The 19,405-nt window shown below is 35.7% G+C and carries 23 protein-coding genes; 1 reads left to right on the top strand and 22 read right to left on the bottom strand.

What is annotated here, in order from left to right; genetic code table 11:
• Nucleotides 1-355: 355 nt before the first annotated feature.
• Nucleotides 356-1,360 carry a serine hydrolase domain-containing protein gene (locus tag VBD025_RS15645; protein WP_430787134.1) on the bottom strand — a complete coding sequence of 335 codons (1,005 nt, stop codon included), beginning with the start codon at nt 1,358-1,360 and terminating at the stop codon, nt 356-358.
• A 748-nt stretch (nt 1,361-2,108) separates the two neighbouring features.
• Here VBD025_RS15645 and VBD025_RS15650 point away from each other — a divergent pair.
• Entirely contained in the window at nt 2,109-2,336 is a 228-nt protein-coding gene (locus VBD025_RS15650; protein ID WP_430787136.1) for a hypothetical protein, read from the top strand.
• 404 nt (nt 2,337-2,740) lie between these two features.
• Here the strand turns inward: VBD025_RS15650 and VBD025_RS15655 are convergent, their stop codons facing one another.
• The 21 genes from VBD025_RS15655 to VBD025_RS15755 all read right to left on the bottom strand — a co-directional run bounded on the left by VBD025_RS15655 (nt 2,741) and on the right by VBD025_RS15755 (nt 19,229).
• Nucleotides 2,741-5,311, bottom strand: coding sequence for a hypothetical protein (locus tag VBD025_RS15655; protein WP_430787138.1), 2,571 nt, complete (start codon nt 5,309-5,311; stop codon nt 2,741-2,743).
• A gap of 26 nt (nt 5,312-5,337) precedes the next feature.
• A complete protein-coding gene (locus tag VBD025_RS15660) occupies nt 5,338-6,339 on the bottom strand; it encodes an SIR2 family NAD-dependent protein deacylase (RefSeq protein ID WP_430787140.1) in 1,002 nt (333 codons plus the stop codon).
• A gap of 325 nt (nt 6,340-6,664) precedes the next feature.
• On the bottom strand, nt 6,665-7,927 hold the full coding sequence (locus VBD025_RS15665) for a replicative DNA helicase (RefSeq protein ID WP_430787142.1): 1,263 nt from the start codon (nt 7,925-7,927) through the stop codon (nt 6,665-6,667).
• On the bottom strand, nt 7,911-8,246 hold the full coding sequence (locus tag VBD025_RS15670; RefSeq protein WP_430787145.1) for a hypothetical protein: 336 nt from the start codon (nt 8,244-8,246) through the stop codon (nt 7,911-7,913). Before VBD025_RS15670 ends, VBD025_RS15665 begins: the two co-directional genes overlap by 17 nt.
• Entirely contained in the window at nt 8,243-8,980 is a 738-nt protein-coding gene (locus VBD025_RS15675; RefSeq protein ID WP_430787147.1) for a DnaD domain-containing protein, read from the bottom strand. The genes VBD025_RS15670 and VBD025_RS15675 overlap by 4 nt, the downstream gene beginning before the upstream one ends.
• A gap of 53 nt (nt 8,981-9,033) precedes the next feature.
• Nucleotides 9,034-9,219, bottom strand: coding sequence for a helix-turn-helix domain-containing protein (locus VBD025_RS15680; protein WP_430787149.1), 186 nt, complete (start codon nt 9,217-9,219; stop codon nt 9,034-9,036).
• A 226-nt stretch (nt 9,220-9,445) separates the two neighbouring features.
• On the bottom strand, nt 9,446-10,222 hold the full coding sequence (locus VBD025_RS15685) for an ABC transporter permease (RefSeq protein WP_430787151.1): 777 nt from the start codon (nt 10,220-10,222) through the stop codon (nt 9,446-9,448).
• On the bottom strand, nt 10,219-11,115 hold the full coding sequence (locus VBD025_RS15690; protein WP_430787153.1) for an ATP-binding cassette domain-containing protein: 897 nt from the start codon (nt 11,113-11,115) through the stop codon (nt 10,219-10,221). Before VBD025_RS15690 ends, VBD025_RS15685 begins: the two co-directional genes overlap by 4 nt.
• Nucleotides 11,116-11,127: 12 nt before the next feature.
• Nucleotides 11,128-11,346 carry a PLD nuclease N-terminal domain-containing protein gene (locus VBD025_RS15695; RefSeq protein ID WP_430787155.1) on the bottom strand — a complete coding sequence of 73 codons (219 nt, stop codon included), beginning with the start codon at nt 11,344-11,346 and terminating at the stop codon, nt 11,128-11,130.
• A complete protein-coding gene (locus VBD025_RS15700; RefSeq protein ID WP_430787157.1) occupies nt 11,333-11,536 on the bottom strand; it encodes a transcriptional regulator in 204 nt (67 codons plus the stop codon). Before VBD025_RS15700 ends, VBD025_RS15695 begins: the two co-directional genes overlap by 14 nt.
• Nucleotides 11,533-11,853, bottom strand: a complete 321-nt coding sequence (locus VBD025_RS15705) for a YxlC family protein (RefSeq protein WP_430787159.1) — start codon at nt 11,851-11,853, stop codon at nt 11,533-11,535. The genes VBD025_RS15700 and VBD025_RS15705 overlap by 4 nt, the downstream gene beginning before the upstream one ends.
• Nucleotides 11,828-12,385, bottom strand: a complete 558-nt coding sequence (gene sigY, locus VBD025_RS15710) for an RNA polymerase sigma factor SigY (RefSeq protein WP_430791452.1) — start codon at nt 12,383-12,385, stop codon at nt 11,828-11,830. Before sigY ends, VBD025_RS15705 begins: the two co-directional genes overlap by 26 nt.
• A 964-nt stretch (nt 12,386-13,349) precedes the next feature.
• Complete coding sequence (locus VBD025_RS15715) at nt 13,350-13,790, bottom strand: YybH family protein (protein WP_430787161.1); 441 nt, start codon at nt 13,788-13,790, stop codon at nt 13,350-13,352.
• 29 nt (nt 13,791-13,819) lie between these two features.
• Nucleotides 13,820-14,152, bottom strand: a complete 333-nt coding sequence (locus VBD025_RS15720) for a hypothetical protein (protein ID WP_430787163.1) — start codon at nt 14,150-14,152, stop codon at nt 13,820-13,822.
• Between the two features lie 39 nt (nt 14,153-14,191).
• The gene (locus VBD025_RS15725; RefSeq protein ID WP_430787165.1) at nt 14,192-14,566 is read right to left on the bottom strand and encodes a YciI family protein; all 375 of its coding nucleotides are present in this window, start codon (nt 14,564-14,566) and stop codon (nt 14,192-14,194) included.
• A gap of 279 nt (nt 14,567-14,845) precedes the next feature.
• Complete coding sequence (locus tag VBD025_RS15730) at nt 14,846-15,754, bottom strand: methyl-accepting chemotaxis protein (RefSeq protein WP_430787167.1); 909 nt, start codon at nt 15,752-15,754, stop codon at nt 14,846-14,848.
• Nucleotides 15,755-16,213: 459 nt separating this feature from the next.
• Nucleotides 16,214-16,561: a hypothetical protein gene (locus VBD025_RS15735; protein ID WP_430787169.1), complete on the bottom strand. Its 348-nt coding sequence runs from the start codon at nt 16,559-16,561 to the stop codon at nt 16,214-16,216.
• Between the two features lie 186 nt (nt 16,562-16,747).
• On the bottom strand, nt 16,748-17,029 hold the full coding sequence (locus tag VBD025_RS15740) for a hypothetical protein (RefSeq protein WP_430787171.1): 282 nt from the start codon (nt 17,027-17,029) through the stop codon (nt 16,748-16,750).
• Between the two features lie 429 nt (nt 17,030-17,458).
• Entirely contained in the window at nt 17,459-17,716 is a 258-nt protein-coding gene (locus tag VBD025_RS15745; protein WP_430787173.1) for a hypothetical protein, read from the bottom strand.
• A gap of 15 nt (nt 17,717-17,731) precedes the next feature.
• Nucleotides 17,732-17,953: a hypothetical protein gene (locus tag VBD025_RS15750; RefSeq protein ID WP_430787175.1), complete on the bottom strand. Its 222-nt coding sequence runs from the start codon at nt 17,951-17,953 to the stop codon at nt 17,732-17,734.
• Between the two features lie 427 nt (nt 17,954-18,380).
• Nucleotides 18,381-19,229, bottom strand: coding sequence for an HNH endonuclease signature motif containing protein (locus VBD025_RS15755; RefSeq protein WP_430787177.1), 849 nt, complete (start codon nt 19,227-19,229; stop codon nt 18,381-18,383).
• Between the last annotated feature and the right edge of the window lie 176 nt (nt 19,230-19,405).

Genomic DNA, 19,405 nt, shown 5'->3' on the forward strand with positions numbered 1-19,405 from the left:
TATTTTGAAGGTATTATGTTTATGGTGATTTTTATTTAGCAAAAAATTTCTTGTAAATAACTATGGCTGTAAGTACTACTAAAACGGCTACCAAAAACATAAAAACCACGCCTGCAATTAATTGGAAATCGTAAATTGACATAATTCATTTCTCCCCCTATTATTCAACTCTCCTGCTCCGTTAGTTAAAGAGTAATCGTTCACAATCTCTATTTTCTTTACATCAATATTACCTTGTAAAATCAGACGAAAACTAATAAATCTTCAATTTAATGGTAAATCCATGTATGCCAACTTGCACTAACACCCCTATTCAGAAAGACTTGATTTTAAGATAAATTAAGCATTGCTGTTCCTATCGGAAAGTCTCAGCAGCTATGTTGCTGAACTTTTTTAGATAGTAAAGGTAGTCTTCATTTCCGTAGTTGTATCGCTTGTTGTACATTTTTGCGACTACAACATTGTATTCAGGGATCACTAACAAAGTTGGCCCCGTCACTCCTAGGATTTGAAAGGAACCACTGGGCACTTGATCGCCTAATTCACTCAATTCTCTCGGAATATCCTGCACGAACCAAAACATACCGTTACGTGGAAACTCTTTTGCGAGGTGATCCGGTGTATGTATGCTAATCGCTAGTTCAATTACCTCCTTAGGGACAATTCTCTTTCCATTCATTTGACCTTTATTTAGAAAGAGGGTTCCCCAAAGAGCAAATTCACGAGCAGAAACAAACAGATTGGATTCCAAACCATCTTCGGCCGAACCTGTTGTATCTTCACCATTCTTATTAGGATCAATGATTACGTTTACTAACTCATCGCTGTATTGAGTTTCCCACCAAGTTTGTTTCAAACCCATTGGGGAGAATACTTTTTGATACAAAAGTTCCGGAAATGAAATACCGTAGATTTTGTTAATTAATTGAGTCATTAATTTGATATTGATTCCTCTGTACGCCCACTTTTCACCAGGTTGGAACTCTCTGAAAACTTCCCCTTCTGGAGTTTCATCTAAACCATGAGTATGCGTTACCAAATGCCGTATTGTGGTATTTCCTAGTATGTCTAAGTCTATTTCATTAAAATACTCACTCGCGAAATCATCAAGACTATGTATTTTTCCTTCATATAAAGCAAATGCAATGCACAACCCTAAGTAACTCTTCCTAGCAGATGCCACATTGAATCTAGAATTTTCATTTACAGGTAGTACATTGCTCGTATTGGAATGGGCACCACTATAGTGTTCTAAAACAATCTGATCATCTTTTATCACTGTGAGTGCACAACCAGAGCTTTGATTCTTTTCTTTAATATTTTCTACCCAAGCAAGCATATTATCATAGGTTTCAACCATGCTTAATACCTCCGTTTTTGTAACTACTTACAACCAATTATTTCAAATCGCCGCCCTTTCTACAATGGTTGGTTTTCATAAAAAAGAAAGCTTATCCTCTTTAGGATAAGTCCCCATTATTTTAAAATGTGTTTTCAAGATAACTCAGTTTAATTGGATTTCAAATAATATACTCGAACACTAATGTACGACTCAATTTTAACATAACATTCCAATAATTATTTGAATGGTTCACCATTATCGATGATTCCTTGTTAAACTCAATCACCCGTATAGATGAAGATTTTTAAATACTTCCCTATCTATATAAACACTTTTTCATTAGTGATTTTCTTCCACATAGCTTTCTAATAAAAAGTTCCTATATTATTGATAAAATTCCAAAAATATCTTATAATTAATTTGTGAGGTAATCTTACTTTTATTAAAGGAGTTGATATTTATGACTGGAAATAAACGTGTGCATTATGTTCGAAGCTACTTTCATTGTAGACAAAACATTTACATCGAATGAATTAACCAATTTTAAAAGTTAATCCATTCTTTAAAGGATTTACTTGTCACTGGGTAAATCTCCAATTTTTCTGTTAATTGTTTCTCCTTTATTAAGATTTACCTCACAATAAAAGGTAAGAAGAAGTCCTGTTACAATTAATTCATTTATTTTATTCCACCTAAAATGCTGGGTATATACTGTTACGAAAATATTAGTATTGCCCGGTTAATACTTTTAGGAGGAATTTTAATAATGAAAAATTGGAAATTTACAGTGACTTTAAACTTCTTACTGGAGTACCTCATTTTCTTTATAGGTGTTTACGGACAGACAATCTTTATTACAGTACATAAAGTAATTGTTGAAAGCAATCCTGAGACCTTTGGAATTGTGTGTACAATGATAACTGCCTTTATCATCATATCCTTGGTATATAAACGAAGGGATAGGCAAGTGTCAGAAACAAAAAAAGTGGCCTGATCAGCCCTTTTTTTGTTTCCTTTATAATTTAACCTTGTTGTTCAAAATGTAAGGATACTCTTTCAAGAATATTACTACGTTAATACAAAGCCATTCTTTGATCATAAACTCGTTAAGTGATAAGTCATCTCAACAGAGTAATGAGAACTAAGTGAATAATTCTTAACTAAATTTAAATTTTAGCAATCATCTTTAATATCGTTTATGCATTCATTTGTTTAAAAATTTTATCAAAGTAAAATTTTATTATTTCTAAGTGTAGTTCTTTAAAAACTCACTAAACATAACATGCTTTCCAGGTCTTTAGGTTCCCCGATTTTCCCAGAGCATAAGAAAGGACGCGACTCTGATTTTGGGTGCTCAACTTCTATAAAACAATTTTGATTTTAATTAAAGAAATAGTTTCACTCCCACATGTTTTTAACTTCATTAAGTGGAAACTTTCTCAGCTTATCAATCAATTGATTCATCGCTTCAGGAATCTGAATTTGATGATTTAACAACTCATCATAATATCGATTTGCCAATTTAGACAAATTAAATAATGCATCTAAATAGTCTTTATTTATGTCTGTGATTGCTATTTCATAGATATCTAAGCATTCTTGTAATGATGAACTGATATCATCTTTAAATTGAGAAGTTAAGAACATTTCTCTAGTAATTATTGGTGACAGATGTAAAAGAATTAAACGACTATTTTTTACGTTCATATACTTTAATGACTTAATAAAATTTAGTAGTTCATCTTCTATCTCAATATCGTTATTTTTGAAATCTTTATATACAACTAAAATATCTAGAGCAGTAAAAGCTTGTGATGTAGAATCCAAAGAACCTGACATAATTTGCTTTATAATATCTTTATAGATGTCTTTCCAATTATCAATAATAAGTTTCTCTATAATACTAATACTTAATATTGATGTTTCTGTTTCATTAAATATACCTTTAATTTTGCTTACCAGAGACTGAGCTGACTGATCAAAACACTCAGAAATAGCAGCCTGAGAAATAATGTAAGCTACTAACTCGCTCAATTCTGAAAAATATTTCTGAGCTTGTTGTCCTTGTCCAAAAATATCATCCTTATGATTAAGGATTAACCTCTTTTCATTTTCCAAATAATCAAAAAGGTATTCTAATATTGTATTGATTAAACCATTATTCCAATCAATTTTAGTGCTTTTCTTATCTCCAAAGCAGGATAACGCATAAAAACTACTTTTGTAGGATAGAATAACATTTTCTACATTACCGTACCCATGTATTATTCCCCCGTCCACACATCGGGGAAATTTAGGGTTCTTTAAATAGGAAATATACATTTTATTAAAAGACACTTCTAATTGATGAGGTAATCTCTCCCACGATGTAACTAAGAAAATTTTTGACTTTGGAATATCGAACTTATTGACTTGTCCCCAAACTGCTTCAGAAACTTGCTCATGATATTCTAGTAGTAGATTATTTTCATTCAACAAAAAAATCTTGCTTAAACCATTATCACGCACATTAATGTCATTACTTTTCACTTCATCTATTGACTTCAAAATTGACTCAGACGAAATTTGCTCCTTCAAACCGTAACCCTTAATATTCTGAAAAAACCTTGCTAAATGAATATCATTTTGCGAAGATTGCTTTAAAACCTTATTAATATAATTTCTTAAGATATTTGAATTAAAATAATAGGATATTCCATATAAGGCACTACTAATATCATTTTTATTTATATCCTCTACTATTGGTATATTTTCATAAATTTTATCCAGGAATCTTATAATCCTATTATCATCTAATACGCTACATAATCTAGGTAAAACAACAAAGATTACTTTTTGGGATACTATCTGCTTGAACCTAGAACTATAACCCTTTTGTTGAAGAACTTCTAACAACAATATTAGTTGGTCAAATAATCTTAGAGTCCATTCATTACTAGCTGTTACAATTCTTTCTTTAGTAAAAAACATCTTAATTATTTTTTCATCATCGGTTCTAATAATATAAGACCATTTCCAGAGAGGATTTTCACTAGTTGAAATTATCTCTGTACATGCTTTCGCTATGAGTTGTCTATGATCACTAAATATAGGAAGACATAAATTATCTTGAATAAGGAGATAACGGAAGGCATTAGTGAAGACATCAGTTACTTCAGTTGGTGTTGTACCATAAGTATAAGTGTAAGTATTTGGATGGAATGCCTGGAACTCCCCTCTTTTTTTGTGTTCTGCTGCAAATAAGCTATTAGTTAACTTCTCCTTATTATCATTTAAAATTTTTCTCACATTATATATATTATCTGTAAATTCTTGATCCGAAAAGTCATTTAAGCTACTTCCATATATGTTTAGAGACCTTGCACAGAGGTTTATATAACTCATCATTGCAGCTGTTTTATCCTCTGAATAAGATTTTTGTGCTACAGCAGCAGAACACTTTTTCAGTATCCTTAATGCATCATCAATCATTCGCAGCTGGCTTAATAAACATGCCTTTTTTATCTGTATTTCAAAAGAAATATCTTCTTCAATCTTCTTTACACACTCTAACGCCTTTGTATAATTAAATTCTGTAATATTATACTTACATCCCTCAATAAAGTGTTCAGCTTTTTTTTGTTTATCCATATAATTAATGTTTGACTCAAGCAATTTAATCACTTCATGATATTGGTCAAAGTTACTATCTATTCGATACATTTCTGCTAGATAAAGAACCAATTCAAACCATTTTGTCTTAAAATTATTTGTCTCAGTATCTTTTGGCAGGTTCTCAAGAGGATAGTTTTTTAATAACTCTTTAATCTTCTTAGCATCATCATCTATTAATGGCATATAACACTTTCTTAACAAAACTGCTATATTACTAACCAAAATAAGCTTATTTTGGCTAGTTTCCTGTCTTAGTACATACTCAAAATGTCTATACATTTGTTTATGAAAGTCACCTATATCATTTACTGGCAAAACTAGATGTTTAGATACCTCGTTATTTACTTGGCGTGTATACTTAAGCATTTCATTATAATAATTTTTTTATCTATTTCTCGCAATGCGTCATGTCTGAATGGAATTTCTTTGTAGATATTTCGTTTTTTGCCAAAATCATTCAGAGATTCTAAAAATCTATTAATCGCATCATAATGTTGATTATTTGAGTTATTTTCTATAAGAGATTCTAAATTTACAACAGTTATATTCTGACTTTCCAACATCTTTCTTTCAAATTCACTCATCTCACTAAAAATTCCACACAAATAGATTTGCGGACAATTTTCCCCCATATTGTCTCGTAACCAACCTAACCAATTAAGAAAATTGGGATCGTCCCCTGAGAAGCCAAGTAAGCAAAGCTGTGTTTCAAGCATAGATTGCTGTACAGTATTTACTAATGGAGCATATTTCACCGGATAGGTTCTGTAATCTTCCTCACATATGATATAAGGCTTTGCGTTTTGAATACTACCATGTAGTTTAATTATTCGTGGATGGGTACTTCCTGGAAGATCATTTTGTGAAGTTAAAATTTTATAATTTTTTCGGACCGAAATATTATCTATTGATCTTTCTAGTAAAGTATCATAGTTAGTAGTAAAAACATCGTTCCAATTTAAATCTAGTAACTTAACATGTAAATCACCAGGAATAAATTTATCATCTGCTATACTGTCTTCAATAAATTTATCTAGTTTATTCCTACCAAAAGCTACTTTATACTCTTCAGCCAACTTTAAAACGTTTTTCCCCGATGTTTTTTTCACCAAAACTTTTTCCCATTTTTCTCTTAGATCCTTTTTATAAGGACATGGATACAGAGATTCATACATCTTTTTTGCGAGCTCTTCCCAGTTTGGTGAAAACGTATTTTCTGCTAAACTTAATGCATTTTTAGAAAATCCCGCCCCTACCATAACAGAAGTAGATCCATATCTTTTAGGATCATGTAACCTTTTTGCAATATCATTTATGTAAGTATAAACCAATTCTGCTCCCATCTATCTAGCTCTCCTTTGATTAAAGTTTTCCTTTAAATGCTTTTATAAAATGATTACTTCTTAAACAAGAATATTTTATTTATTAATTGAGACTTCTACTTAAACGACTGGCGCATGACCTAAAGTAAATCCTAATTCCAAAAATTCAGTTTCAAAGATTTCTGCAAATTTATCACAGTATTCTAATTTTTCAACATATCTCTATTCTAACTTTATTTACAAAATAAGGCAATATCTCTTATCAAAACTCGATTCATGCTTGATACAATTTATTTAAAGTCTATTATGTTAACTTCCTAATCACTTGCACTTAGTATCAAGGCTTTCACCCCTCCAACTCCCCAAACCGCCCAACCGCCTTATCAAAATCCAGCCTCACAGTCCCAGTCGGACCATTCCGCTGCTTCGCCAAAATAATTTCAATCGGCTTTCGGCTTTCCTGGCTGTAATAATCGTCCCGGTACAAAAAGGATATAACATCCGCGTCCTGCTCAATGTTTCCCGACTCTCTCAGATCAGACATGAGCGGCCGCTTATTGGCACGTGTCTCCACTCCCCGTGATAACTGCGACAGCAGCACGATCGGAATATTCAGCTCGACCGCAAGCAGCTTCAGCTCGCGGGTTATTTCTCCGATTTCCAAGTCCCGGCGCTCGTGTTTACTGGACGGTGTCATGAGCTGTAAGTAGTCAATAAATACAGCGTGTCGCGCGTCTGGATTTTGACGAACTGCCTGTCGAACGGTGGACCTGATTTGGCCTGCAGTCCGAACGTTATCATACAGCTGCAGGTTCCAGGTGGAAATCGCACCAATTGCCTGTAACGCGTGCTCATAATCCTTTTCCGAGAAAATCATGTTGCGCCATTTCTGGCTGTTTATGTATCCTTCTGCCGAGATCATGCGCTGCAGGAGCTGCTTGGTGCCCATCTCTAAACTGAAAATCAACGATGATCCACCATTTCTCGAATGGCCAGCTGCCAGATTCAGCGCAAATGCAGTCTTCCCAACAGATGGACGCGCTGCCACAATAATCAATTCGCCTCGCTGCAGTCCACCTGTCATATCGTCCAGGTCATGTAAAGAAGTGACGAACCCAGATTGTTCCTCTGTCGGGAAACACATTTCATCGGTGATCTCGAGCAGATAATCATACGTCGTTTTTTCCTGCTTCCACGCGCCTTGTTCACGGTATTTTGTCAGCTGGTTTATCAGCAGGTCCAGCGCCTCATCGGTAGGATTGTCCACATACGATAGCGCACTCGTCCTCGCCATCCGGTTGCGATAGGCGTCGAAAACCAGCCGTTCGTAATGCTTCAAACTCGCAAGACTTGGCACAGATTCCGCCATTGCAAGTAACCGGCTGGATCCACCGACCTCTGTAATAGCATCACCCAACTGCGTCACAACAGAAACGATATCGATCTTCCCGTCCGCTTCTGCAACTTGCTTCATCGCGCGAAAAATCACCTGATGTTCCGCATGGTAAAAATGTTCTGCCTGCAGCTCCAATTCGTTAAACAGCGATCCTTCCAATAATACCGACCCTAACACCGATACCTCTGCCTCGAAATTAGCTAATCCGTTCATGGCTCTTCTCCTTTAACAATTTCGTCAGCTGCTTGTGAAAAGCCTGCTTCACTTCGCTTGATACGGTAGCCGCTTCAGCCCGCCACTTATCGATATTTTCCAGATGACTGTTACTCACTGGCGGATAGGCTGCAATATCAGCAAGTGTCGGCGCAAAGGGATGGGTCCCAACATACACAGACAGTTTCTCCATCACGAGCGCATAATCCATCTGCATCAGCTGTGGCACCAGCATATGCGCCTTCTTTTTGGACACCTCGAATTTCGGATAAATATCACCAATCGTCTCAAGCACCTGAATTGCCTCTTGTTTATTCATAATAGCCCTGCCTCCTCCCGCATTTCATCAAAGACCGACTTCTTCCCCGCCGCATGCTGCTTTCGAAAAGGAACCGTATTATCCCGCATGACCCGTTTCTTCTCCTGGTACTCCTCAACTGCCGCAATGGAATCAACATCGGCAGCCTCCCATTCCTGTAAAATTCTCTCCAAATAGCGAAACGTCCGCCCATTATGTTTCGTTTCAAGCTTGATTGCCTCAACCATCACGTCATCCCCAAGCTTATTGCACCACTCCAGGAATTCCTGCTTAGCCAGTGGACTAAGTTTGCCTATGTTTGCTTCATAAATCGATACAATCGGTTCGTCCCGCGTCTCTTCTTCTCTGCTTTCTTGTTTTAGTTTCTGTTTAGGTATGTTCCGGGATTGCTCCTGAAATGGTTCCGAATATTGTTCCGGAAATGATTCCGATAATGGTTCCGTTTTCTGACAAAAAGGCAGCATCTCGTAAATTGGCGCCTTCCCCTTCTTTCCAATTTCACATCGAATCAGCCCATGTTTCATCAGCTGCTTTCTCGCCTCATTGATTCGCTGCACAGACAAACCAGATAAATTTCCAACAAGTGCATTTGGTGCATTAAACATTCGTTTCCATCCCGCACTATTATTCACAATCATTAATGTATGCCATAAAAGAATCGCATTCGCCGAAAGCTCATTCACCTCTACCCAGTTCTTAAACCCATTCAGTTCCTTAATATAATTCATCATCATTTCCCTCTCATTAACTATGTAATGTAAAAAAAGCACAACAAACCCACGTATCACTAGATACGTAGGCTGGTGTACTCCTGATCCTGAATCCATAGATGAATAGATTCCTTTGTAAACAAAATACGTGTGCCCATTTTCAGATGCGGAATCTGTTTCGATTTCACCATCGCATAAATGGTGTCCGTATGAACTCCAAGATAAGCCGCAATCTCCTTCACTGTCATTGTCTGCCGTTCCATAAAAATAACCCCCTTCTTTCAAGATGAAGTGAAAGTTACCAGATTGTATCGGGTAATAACACGTTCTATCTCTATAATCGAAAGTAGGGGGTAAAAAGGTGGCAACTATTTTAATTTTTTATTGAAAAACTGTTGATTTATGGATATCACATGATGAAATCCCTCCTATAATAGGTGGGCAAGGCTTAGGCTGGAATTAATATCTGTCTAAACATTTACATCGGTCTTAATATTGTTCCGTTCGTTTAAAACTGCCTACGGCTAAAACAAAGAAGATGATACACAAGAAGATTGTAGACAATATCGTTACGAATAAATGATCTTGTGATGGTTGATCCATTAATAGTGTTGTTGCGTGTTCGCTTAAGTTTGCTGGGCTCCATGTCATAAACTTTGGCAGTAAATTAGTTAGAAGTGCTAATACTCCTAAAAAAGAAATGCTGATCCCCGCAATTGCTCCATTCCCTTTAAAAATTGTCCCCATCCAAATGGTAAAAGAAACAATGAGGGCAACCCACAGACCATAAATGAGGAAACTTTGCAGAACCAGTAACCAATCTACCGATGTAAACAATAAATTGGTATAATACCAAGTTAGCAAATAGCTAGCAAACAAGGATAGGATTGCAATGATTAATTGGCCAAACCATTTACTTGAAACGTATTGTAACGCGGAAACCGGTCGTACCATTACTAGCGTTACTGCGCCATTCGACTTTTCATTAGAAATGACCCCCATCGTTGCTAAGACGAAGAGCAGCGTCCCAATTGTCCCATATTGCGATAGCGTACTTGCCAATACTTCGGCTCCAGTTGGAGTTGGAAGTTTAATAATTGCCCCTTCTGGTAGATTACCAGCTTGCTCAATAATTACTGGCATGTAGTAGCTTGTAATGGGCTGGGTAATACCTATAATCATAAAGACAATCGGCAGCCAGATCCACTTTCCATTTTTGCCGCTCTCGATCATTTCTTTTTTCCATAGTACATAAAAATTCCTCATTGTTCCATCACCTTCATATAGGCATCTTCTAAAGAGTCCTGAAGTTTTTCAAATCGTTTAATTGTTAGGCCATGTTCCATGATTGCTGCCAACAGTTCATTCGAATTGCGATTTACATCACGAACGTATAGGATGATGCTCGTATCTGTAAGGACATTCATTTTTTCAACATGGGGAAGTTCAGAAAGCTTATCTTCTATAGGTTCCTCTGTGTGAACTTTTACAGCAGAAATAGTAAAGGCATTTCTTAATTCTTCTAGCGTATTATCCCATTTAATTTCTCCATCTTTTAGCATGATGACTTTATCACAAACCTGCTCAGCATCATGCAGCACGTGCGTTGAGAAAAGAATCGTCGTCTTTTCCTTTAATTTTGTTAGTAATGATAGGACATCCCTTCTGCCTGCGGGGTCTAATGCAGAGACCGGTTCATCTAATATAAGCAGTTCAGGATCGTTTACTAATGCTTGTGCTAATCCTAAACGCTGCTTCATTCCTCCTGAAAAACCGCCAATTCGTTTCTTTTTGACATCCGATAAGCTGACAAACTGTAATACTTCATCGATTTTCTCCTTAAGTTGTTGTTTAGGAATATGTGATAGTTCGCCCGCAAACTGTAAAAATTGAACCGGTGACATCCAATTAAAAAACGAAGGATGCTGCGGTAAGAAACCGATTTTCGACCTGTAATCTTTCTTTTCAATTTGATGAAACTGAATAGAACCGCTTGAAGGTGTAAGAAGACCGGCTAACATCTGAAGCGTTGTTGTTTTACCAGCACCATTAGGACCGAGTAAAGCAATACATTGACCTTTCTCTATTTGAAATGAGATCTTTTTTACAGCGGAATGGTTTTTATACTTCTTTTCAAGTTCGTTTACCTGCAAAAGCATCAAGCATTCTCCTTAATCATTTTTTCGTCCAACGACAAAGTAAAGAATAGGACCTAAAATATTTATAAAAATGATAACTAAAATCCAAAGCCACTTCGGTCCGTTTGTTGCCTCTTGCCGCACACAACTCGTGATAGCAGCAGCCATTAAGATAAGTTGTAACACGATTATTGGTGCAATAATCGCCCAGTTAAGTTGCATTAATGCTTCCATCAAATCAATCCTTTCCATTTCGTTTACGATGACGTCTTATCACAAAAAACCAATAAAAAATAGTAGGAAGTGGAAATTGAATTAATCCCCAAATTCCCCAAAACCAGGCATAGCTATTTCGTTTTTTGGCATTAACAAATAGAAGAATGCTTTGCGTTAACAGGATTGGCGAGAAAAGAATGAGTATGAGTATTTGTTGATCGGTCATTTCCATATCTCCCCTTCACGCTTGATAAGGAAAACGTAAATAACAGGACCAACGAGCGCTGTACACACTTGGATGTACAGAATCGTTTCCAAACTATTCAAAATCGTGGTAACGAAAAGTCCTAAGATCATAAGGGCTGTCAAAATAAACAGAGATAACTCCTTTCGAAATGCTCTTTTTCGATTACGTTTATCTAACTGAAGCTGCTCTTGAATGTCATGCTGATTCATCTGGGGATTTCCAGCAATAGCATCCATACTTTCCCAGTCCGCTTTCAGCACCTTCAACGTATCACTCTCTTCTTTGTGATTGTCCATCTTCGTTCCACTCCTTTCGTATTAGCTTCAATCCATTATGTACTCTAGATTTTATCGTTCCTGCTTTTACGCCGAGCATTGTGCCAATTTCTTCATACGTGTATCCGTAATAATGCCGGAGTAAAATAGGGATTCGTACGTCAGGTTCAAGTGTGTTAAAATCCAGAAAGTAATCACTCCATTCGATCCCTTTAGATTGAGCCACCCATTCTAATTGTCTGGACAAAGTCGCTTTCACTTGTTTACACCACTTTTTTTCCCGTTTCTTCCTGCGCATTGAATCCATATACAATCTGGAGGCGATGGAGATCATCCAAGAAGAAAATTTACTATCTCCTCTAAAGGCATGTAAATGGTTATAACATTTTAACATCGTATCTTGAGCAAGATCTTTACTTACTTCTTCTTGTAAGGTCAGTTTCAATAAATATTTATATAAGAAAGGATAGTAATGCTGATATAGGATAGAAAATGCTTTTTCATCACCATGTTTTGCTGATTGAATTAGTTCATTTTCTTTGTCTAGATCCATCTTCATGCCAACCTCCTTTTTTCTCTGTCTATCATAGGACGTTTACGTTAGTATAAGTGTTCATTTTATTTAAAAGATTTTACATACGAACGATTAGCTAGGAATCGAGGTAAAGATCGATAAATTTCGTCTCAAGATCGATATTTTTTTAAACGAGTTAGATAAAAATTTTTTGAGCGTGATAAGTTGAATCTCGCAATTGATAAAAAGAATGGGAATTTTGTTTTGAGGATTCTTTACATTAAGTAAGGAATATAACTGGATTTTAGAAAAACTCGGCATTCGCTATGAAAAAAGAAGCGAATGCCGAGTCTTTTTAATTCAAGAATTGTGGATTAAAATAGAGATAGTATATCGAAAATCATGTTATTTACTTTTCCGTTACTACCTTTACAGCTATTATTTCAGATCAAACAAACCTTTCCCAGTTCCCATATCGATCGGCAATGATGAATGTTCGTGCGTTAGGAGCCAAGAGTCATTTTGATGAATAGTTACTTATTAGAAAACTTGGTATTCGACATGACTTTATCAGGCTGAATAATTCGAATTATGTTATAATCAGTTTACAATAGACTGGCTTCTCATGAGGGGTTATGGCACACCTTTTACCTTCTAGGAAAACTTCCTAAGTAGGAGGTGTTGCTTATGGATTTGGAAAGTGCACTTACGCTGATGATTTCATTCGGCATGTTAATTGCCTTTATCATGTCTGATAAAAACAAAAAATAACCCCTCATGTGCTTTAGCGAGACAGTGAGGGATTATCATCTTAACTGTGCCAGCCCCTCTTGATGGGGTTGGTCTATTGGAACCGTCCCATGTATCAGCATGGGGCGGTTTTTAATATGTTATGAAATTCTACTAATAGTATACCACAAAATCATAAAGTGAAACAAATAACCGATAAAATAAGGTTTTTCGAGAGAAAAACGTCATTAAATCTCATCAAATATCACCGCTATTATTTCAAATCAAACATACCTTTTCCTGTTCCCATATCAATCGGCAATGATGAATGCTCATGCGTAATAAGCCAAGAATCATCAACTTTTTTTAAGCAAAATGTAAAACGATTGGTCATTTGCTGCAGTTTCTCTCCAGATGTTTCACTGTGTCCAGCGAACGTAACAGCACAATGAACAAATGCAACATCCGTACTTTCCTCAATCGTTACATCAGTAAAATCTACTTTCACCACATTTTCGTCTTCACGCAAACCATTAAACCACGCTGTCACACTTTCTCGCCATGGAGAAACGCCCATGCACTCCCAGCTTCCCCAGCAATCATAAATATGTACATCAGCAGCATAGGTGGATAGGAATTTTTCAACATCTCTTTCATAAACGGATCTTTTGTAGTTTTCAAGAACGTCCTGAACTAAACGAACACCCATTGTCATAAAATCATCTCCTTCGTTTTTTTGGTTAATTATTTATATTTAATGTATTCTATATCATTCCGGCCACTAGGAGGATCCTCCGTAACAGCAACCCAGAACGTAACTTCTTGTGTGTAGTTATCGTTAAATTCCTTATAGTAAGTTACTTTTTTTGTAGGTTCACCAAACACGTTCATTTGTGTGACCCCTTCCATACCACTATCTGTTGATACTTTTACAGTAATAACAGGGGATTCTTGTGCAGAGAAAAAGCTTGCTCTCCCTATTCCTTGTATCCATTCTAATTGGCCGTTATTATTTTTAATGATAGTCTTTTTTATACTTGAATTAGAGCCACTACAAAAATACGTTAGATCAAACAAAATAGTTTCAGAATAATCTAGTATTCCCTACCTAATTTTTCACTTTTCATTTTTAAAGTAATCAACAGGACGGATTTCGATACGCCAGCCAAACTCCTCCCCTTTGCTGATTTGAGTTGTCGGATGCAGCGATGCTAGTTGGATCGCTTCATCCATATCCGCTGCTTCAAAAATGAATACACTGCCGATCTGCTCTTTCGATTCTGTAGAAGGACCATCCGTTACGGTTACCTTACCGTTCTCACGGCGTAAGCTTTTGATCTCTGACTCAAGACCCGCATCAAGCAGCACGTTAGCGCTTTCATAAAAATTTTCAACGACTGGCTGGCAATCACGCATAACGGCATCAATTTCTGCCTTTGGGCGGGCATCCATTTTTTCAGGATTGTAGTAGCCCATACATAAAAAAATCATTTTCATCTCTCCTCGATTACTTAAATTTTTTTGTAGCTAGTAAGACAACAATCAGCAAACGGAAAAATCGACGTCAGAATCAGATATTGTCATCATAGACATCAATATATTCATTTTCTTAATTTTAGCATATTTCGGTGAATAATAGATGTTTTAAGTTCTTAATTAGTTATCAGTCATCCTTATAATTGTCGATACTTCCAAAAGCAGAAAGTACCCTAAACAGCAGACTTTAAAGTTTCTACTCGTTAGGGTACTTTCTAAATTTTTTCCAGCTATCTATATAATATTACTTAAGTTATTCGCTTCATCTTTAAGTGTCTCACCAGCCGTTACTACTTCCTTATATCCTTCGCTAGCCAGTCTAATTTGCTCTACTGCAGCACTTACATCTGCCTGGACCTCGAGAGTCCCTTCCGTAATGTTCTGTATTTCTTTCGTTATGTTTTCAACGTTTTGCCTTACTTCTCCGATAGACTCCTCTACCTGGTTAGATAACTTCCTGACTTCCTTCGCTATCACATCGAATCCTCTGCCGTGCTCTCCTGCTCTCGCCGCTTCGATTGCAGCATTAAACGACAGCATATTTGTTTGAGAAGCGATGTCTTTAATGGTTTGAACAACACCCTGTATACTTTGTGTCTGGTTTTTCAGTCCTACTAGTATTTCTGTATTTCCTTTTGATACCTCGGTAACTTTATCAATTTTATCTTGTAAAATCTGTTGGTTAGTCAAACCTTCTTCAGCTCTATCGTTTAAGTCAGAGGACATTTGAAGCAGCTTGTTCACTACATTGGTTATATGTTTCTGACGTTCTGTAACATCAGTCGCAACCTTAAGTACTCCTTTGACTCTATTATTTTCTCGTACTGGCATGTAACTCGCTTCCAGCCAGACTTCGTTACCACTCGCATCTTTTCTTAAAATTTTATCTTGAAAACTTTTCCCGTTTAGAAGACTATTCCAAAACTCATCATATTTGTGGCTCTCCGTAAATTCTTTAAAACAGAATTTACTATGATGGATCCCAATAAGCGACTCTTCATTTTGATAGCCCATAGAACGAGCGAAAATTTTATTAACATAGGAAACTTTTCGGTTTTTATCGAAATAAATAATCGCAAGGTTCTTCTCAATTGTTCCAAATAATTGCTCAGTTGATATAGTATTCTCTATAGTGTTTTCCATTCTTTTCCCCTATCTCTATACTTTTTGGAATTTTAAGTATATCAAGAAAGTGGATAATGTAATAAGAAAACGCTTTATTTAATTAAATCAATAAATAATTAATATGATCCAAGGAAGAACAAACTTTGTGACCCATTTAACGAGTGTCTAGAAAAAAATCCTCGTGAAGTGGATATCCCATTAAATCTGAGAACAAAAAAAAGTATCAGTGCAATTATAAAGTAAAAAATATCTATACTGAATCATTTTTTATCTGATGTGTTCATCTTAAACATTCACCCGAACAATTGACGTTTAGCTGCAATCAAAAAAGCATCCATAATTCCAATCACTAATGGAATAATGAATACTTTTCTGCAGAATTTCTATCTCGGCGAAGATTCTTTATTAACGGATAGTAAAAACAACCTTTAAGCTTCCTCTCTGTTCTTTCAATGTTTAATCACATAGAGACGATAACTATTTATCTGCCTTATTAATAACGTCGAACAATTTAGCTGGGGGGAGTGTACTTAATTCAGTATTCTCTGCTAGTTTAGACCTCGCTCTTCCACGAACAAACACATCCGCATCATGGTCGTTAAAACCCTTTTCCAAAATTAAATAGTGATACAATTTTTTACAAGGAGACATAAGAAACTTCTCATTTTGGAATGCATTTATTGCTCGCTCGCGATCGATATTACATTCCTTCATCAAAACGCGCAGAATTTCATCATCCTTTACCTTTGCCTCATACAACGCTGCGGTCACAAGCCTTATCTCATCATTCCTAATTTGACTTTTTTCTAAAGGTCTTAAATTCATGTACATTCCCTCCTATTCACTTCTATCTCGATAAAGCTTCTTTATTGTATGCGTACAACAAGAACAATATAACCCCCACATCCCCAAGCGAAATAACTGGAAACAGATGACTGATTACTACTAAAATGACGAATACAAAACTCACACCTTCCCGCAAGTGAACGGATTCAGATTTTTTGGCCAGAGCTAATGCTCACCATGCTTTTGAAAAGTTTTGTAGTATTCCATACCTAAGATAATTAGACCCAAAAGTGATAAAATCACGCCTAATACGAACGGAAACCCTAAAAATAATGACTGAACGACTTCATCTCCATACTGTTCCGCCCCAAAAATGGCATGCCATAATTTGGATTTTCCTGACCATGACGTAATTTGGGTAGCATATATACTTCCGGATAAAATAATTGTTAAGGTAATTGACAATCCACCTAACATTATAAATCCGCCAATTATAATTCTTTTCATAAAATACTCCTCCTCACTGCTCCACGATTTTATAAAGACACTTACATTTTATTAAACTAACGCTCCGATATAATGGAAGATGTTTTGACTACCCACATATATACTTAGGGTTTAACGCCTTTTAACAAGTTTTATTAACAAAATTAATATGATCCAGGGGAGCACAAACTTTGTAACCCATTCAATCAATGTTAAGAAAACTAAAAAACTGGGTGATATGGATATTCCAATAAAACTGAGAACAAACCAAAGTATTAGTGCAACTAGTATGTAAAAAATTATGTTTATGAACTTCATGTTTCTCCTTTCTCCGTTAAATAATCGGATTCTGCGATACAATTATTGAACAGACGCTACTATTCTATTTACCTGTATACTTCTATTCTTGTTTATTTCTTTTTAAAATCCATAATATTATCCAAGCGAACTTCATGCCTTCGTTTTTAAATACTCGATTTTACGCAAGTCCTTATGATTATTGTTTTCAGTACGGTAACTGTCTTTATACGAAGCCTCATATACACGTAAATATTGCTTCGGTGTTATCAAGTAAAATGGAACATCTTCCTTTTTATGTATTTCTAAATCCTCAAGCGATATTCCTGCAAAAGATGGTAACGTATCCATAATGCCAAACTTTACTGATAAACCATCTTTTAAAAATTCATGTTCATGTAAATCTATCAAACGATAATCAAGCGACTACATAATCCCCACAATACGATCCCAATCAAAAATGGACTTTTCAGCAGGTACTTCCCATCCTCTCTCGTCACCAGGTACATGGATATCTAAATCTTGGGCATCCCAATTACTATCTGTTACAATCTCCAAAACAACAGACCCCATCAGCAATGGTGTGATTTCCACTTCATTTAATTTCTTTGCTAATTTTAAAAACTCTCGGGATTTATTATTTTCCATTTCTATTTACCTCGTATTTTTTAGTTTAGATCGTTTCTGATAGATTCTTTCGCTTAAATATCGATTTCAGGTATAATCCTTCTTACATAGGTGCACCCGTTCGTCGAACAATAAATGATTTTAAATAGTTCTTCAATGTCTTAGTTAACTATAAGATTGAAATGAGTATTGCGGACAATAAAGCCACTAGGTGCGAGGTAGAGAGCCAATTTTTAGGTTTGTGAAGGACAAAGTAATAACCTGCCAAAGGATAGTACAGTTCCAAGTAACAAATAAACCTAATTCCTTTTTCTCTTGGGGGAATTAGGTTTTTGTTCTTCCACAATCGTGCCCTTTTCTTGAACAAAGACCCTTTTATAGTTTTTTATAGAAATTACGCATGACCCAGACACTAAAAAAACAACACCCGCTAAACCTGTACCTCCGTTTACAATAATATTGTGAGTTTAATGATCCCAAAATTATAGTTACCCTTTGTATCTTTTTCAAACTCAAAAGGATATCCTCCTGTTTCATTTTCTTCTACGTACTTCTTCACTTGTGCCAATTGTTTTATATAACTTACACACCGTGAATTAGAAGGAAAAGAGTCTATAAAATTGCCTTCCTTATCCAACAGTTCAGTTATAGTTTGGCCGGGACTATTATAACTATTAACCATGTGAATAGAGTTTTCACGGTGTGTTACCCATTCCAAGTTATCAACGCTTGCATTACTCCTATTGCAATCAATATGATTAACAACTGGCTTATTTTCGGGATTAGAGATAAAGGCTTCTGCAACTAATCTATGAACTAATAAGCGCGTTCCGTTTCCATCAACAGATATGTTAACAGTTCTATAACCACCTGTATTAATACCTTGTTTTATAACTTTATTTGTTTTTGGACTAAAAATTTCTCCTAATTTACTCACAAAATAATTAGGATAGATTTTTATTTGCTTCCACTCTTCACTTTCTTGTACAAAATCTATATTCACAACCGTTTCTTTCGAACCCCATCCAACATATTTTAAGTTAGTAAATCTATCATTAGACAAGTTACTATCAATATGTTTTAAATGCTCCGGAAACCAAACTCCCTTATTCGTAAAGGAATTATACACAATCATACAAACATATTCTTCCTTGTATCTGAAACTAAATTTCAATCGAACTTTGTTATAACCACTTTTAATAGTTTTCTGTTTCACAACTTTATCAGTTTTAGCGTGTTTTACCTCCCCCTTTTCATTTACAAGGTAATCATCATAACCTTTAACAACTTTCCACATATAAAACACCTCAATTAGTTTGTTTTATCCGCCCTTAATCGAACATCTTTATTAATGTTAAATTGACGGATATCCCCAAATTAGCCTTACTAGAAACCCCACAAGATAGGATGCCATTTCTTATTCCAGATAGGTACCCAATAATGGAATTAAATTTAACTGTGCCGAAGTTAGAA

The sequence above is a fragment of the Virgibacillus flavescens genome (genome assembly GCF_050574275.1).
GTDB lineage: Bacteria > Bacillota > Bacilli > Bacillales > Amphibacillaceae > Virgibacillus_F > Virgibacillus_F flavescens.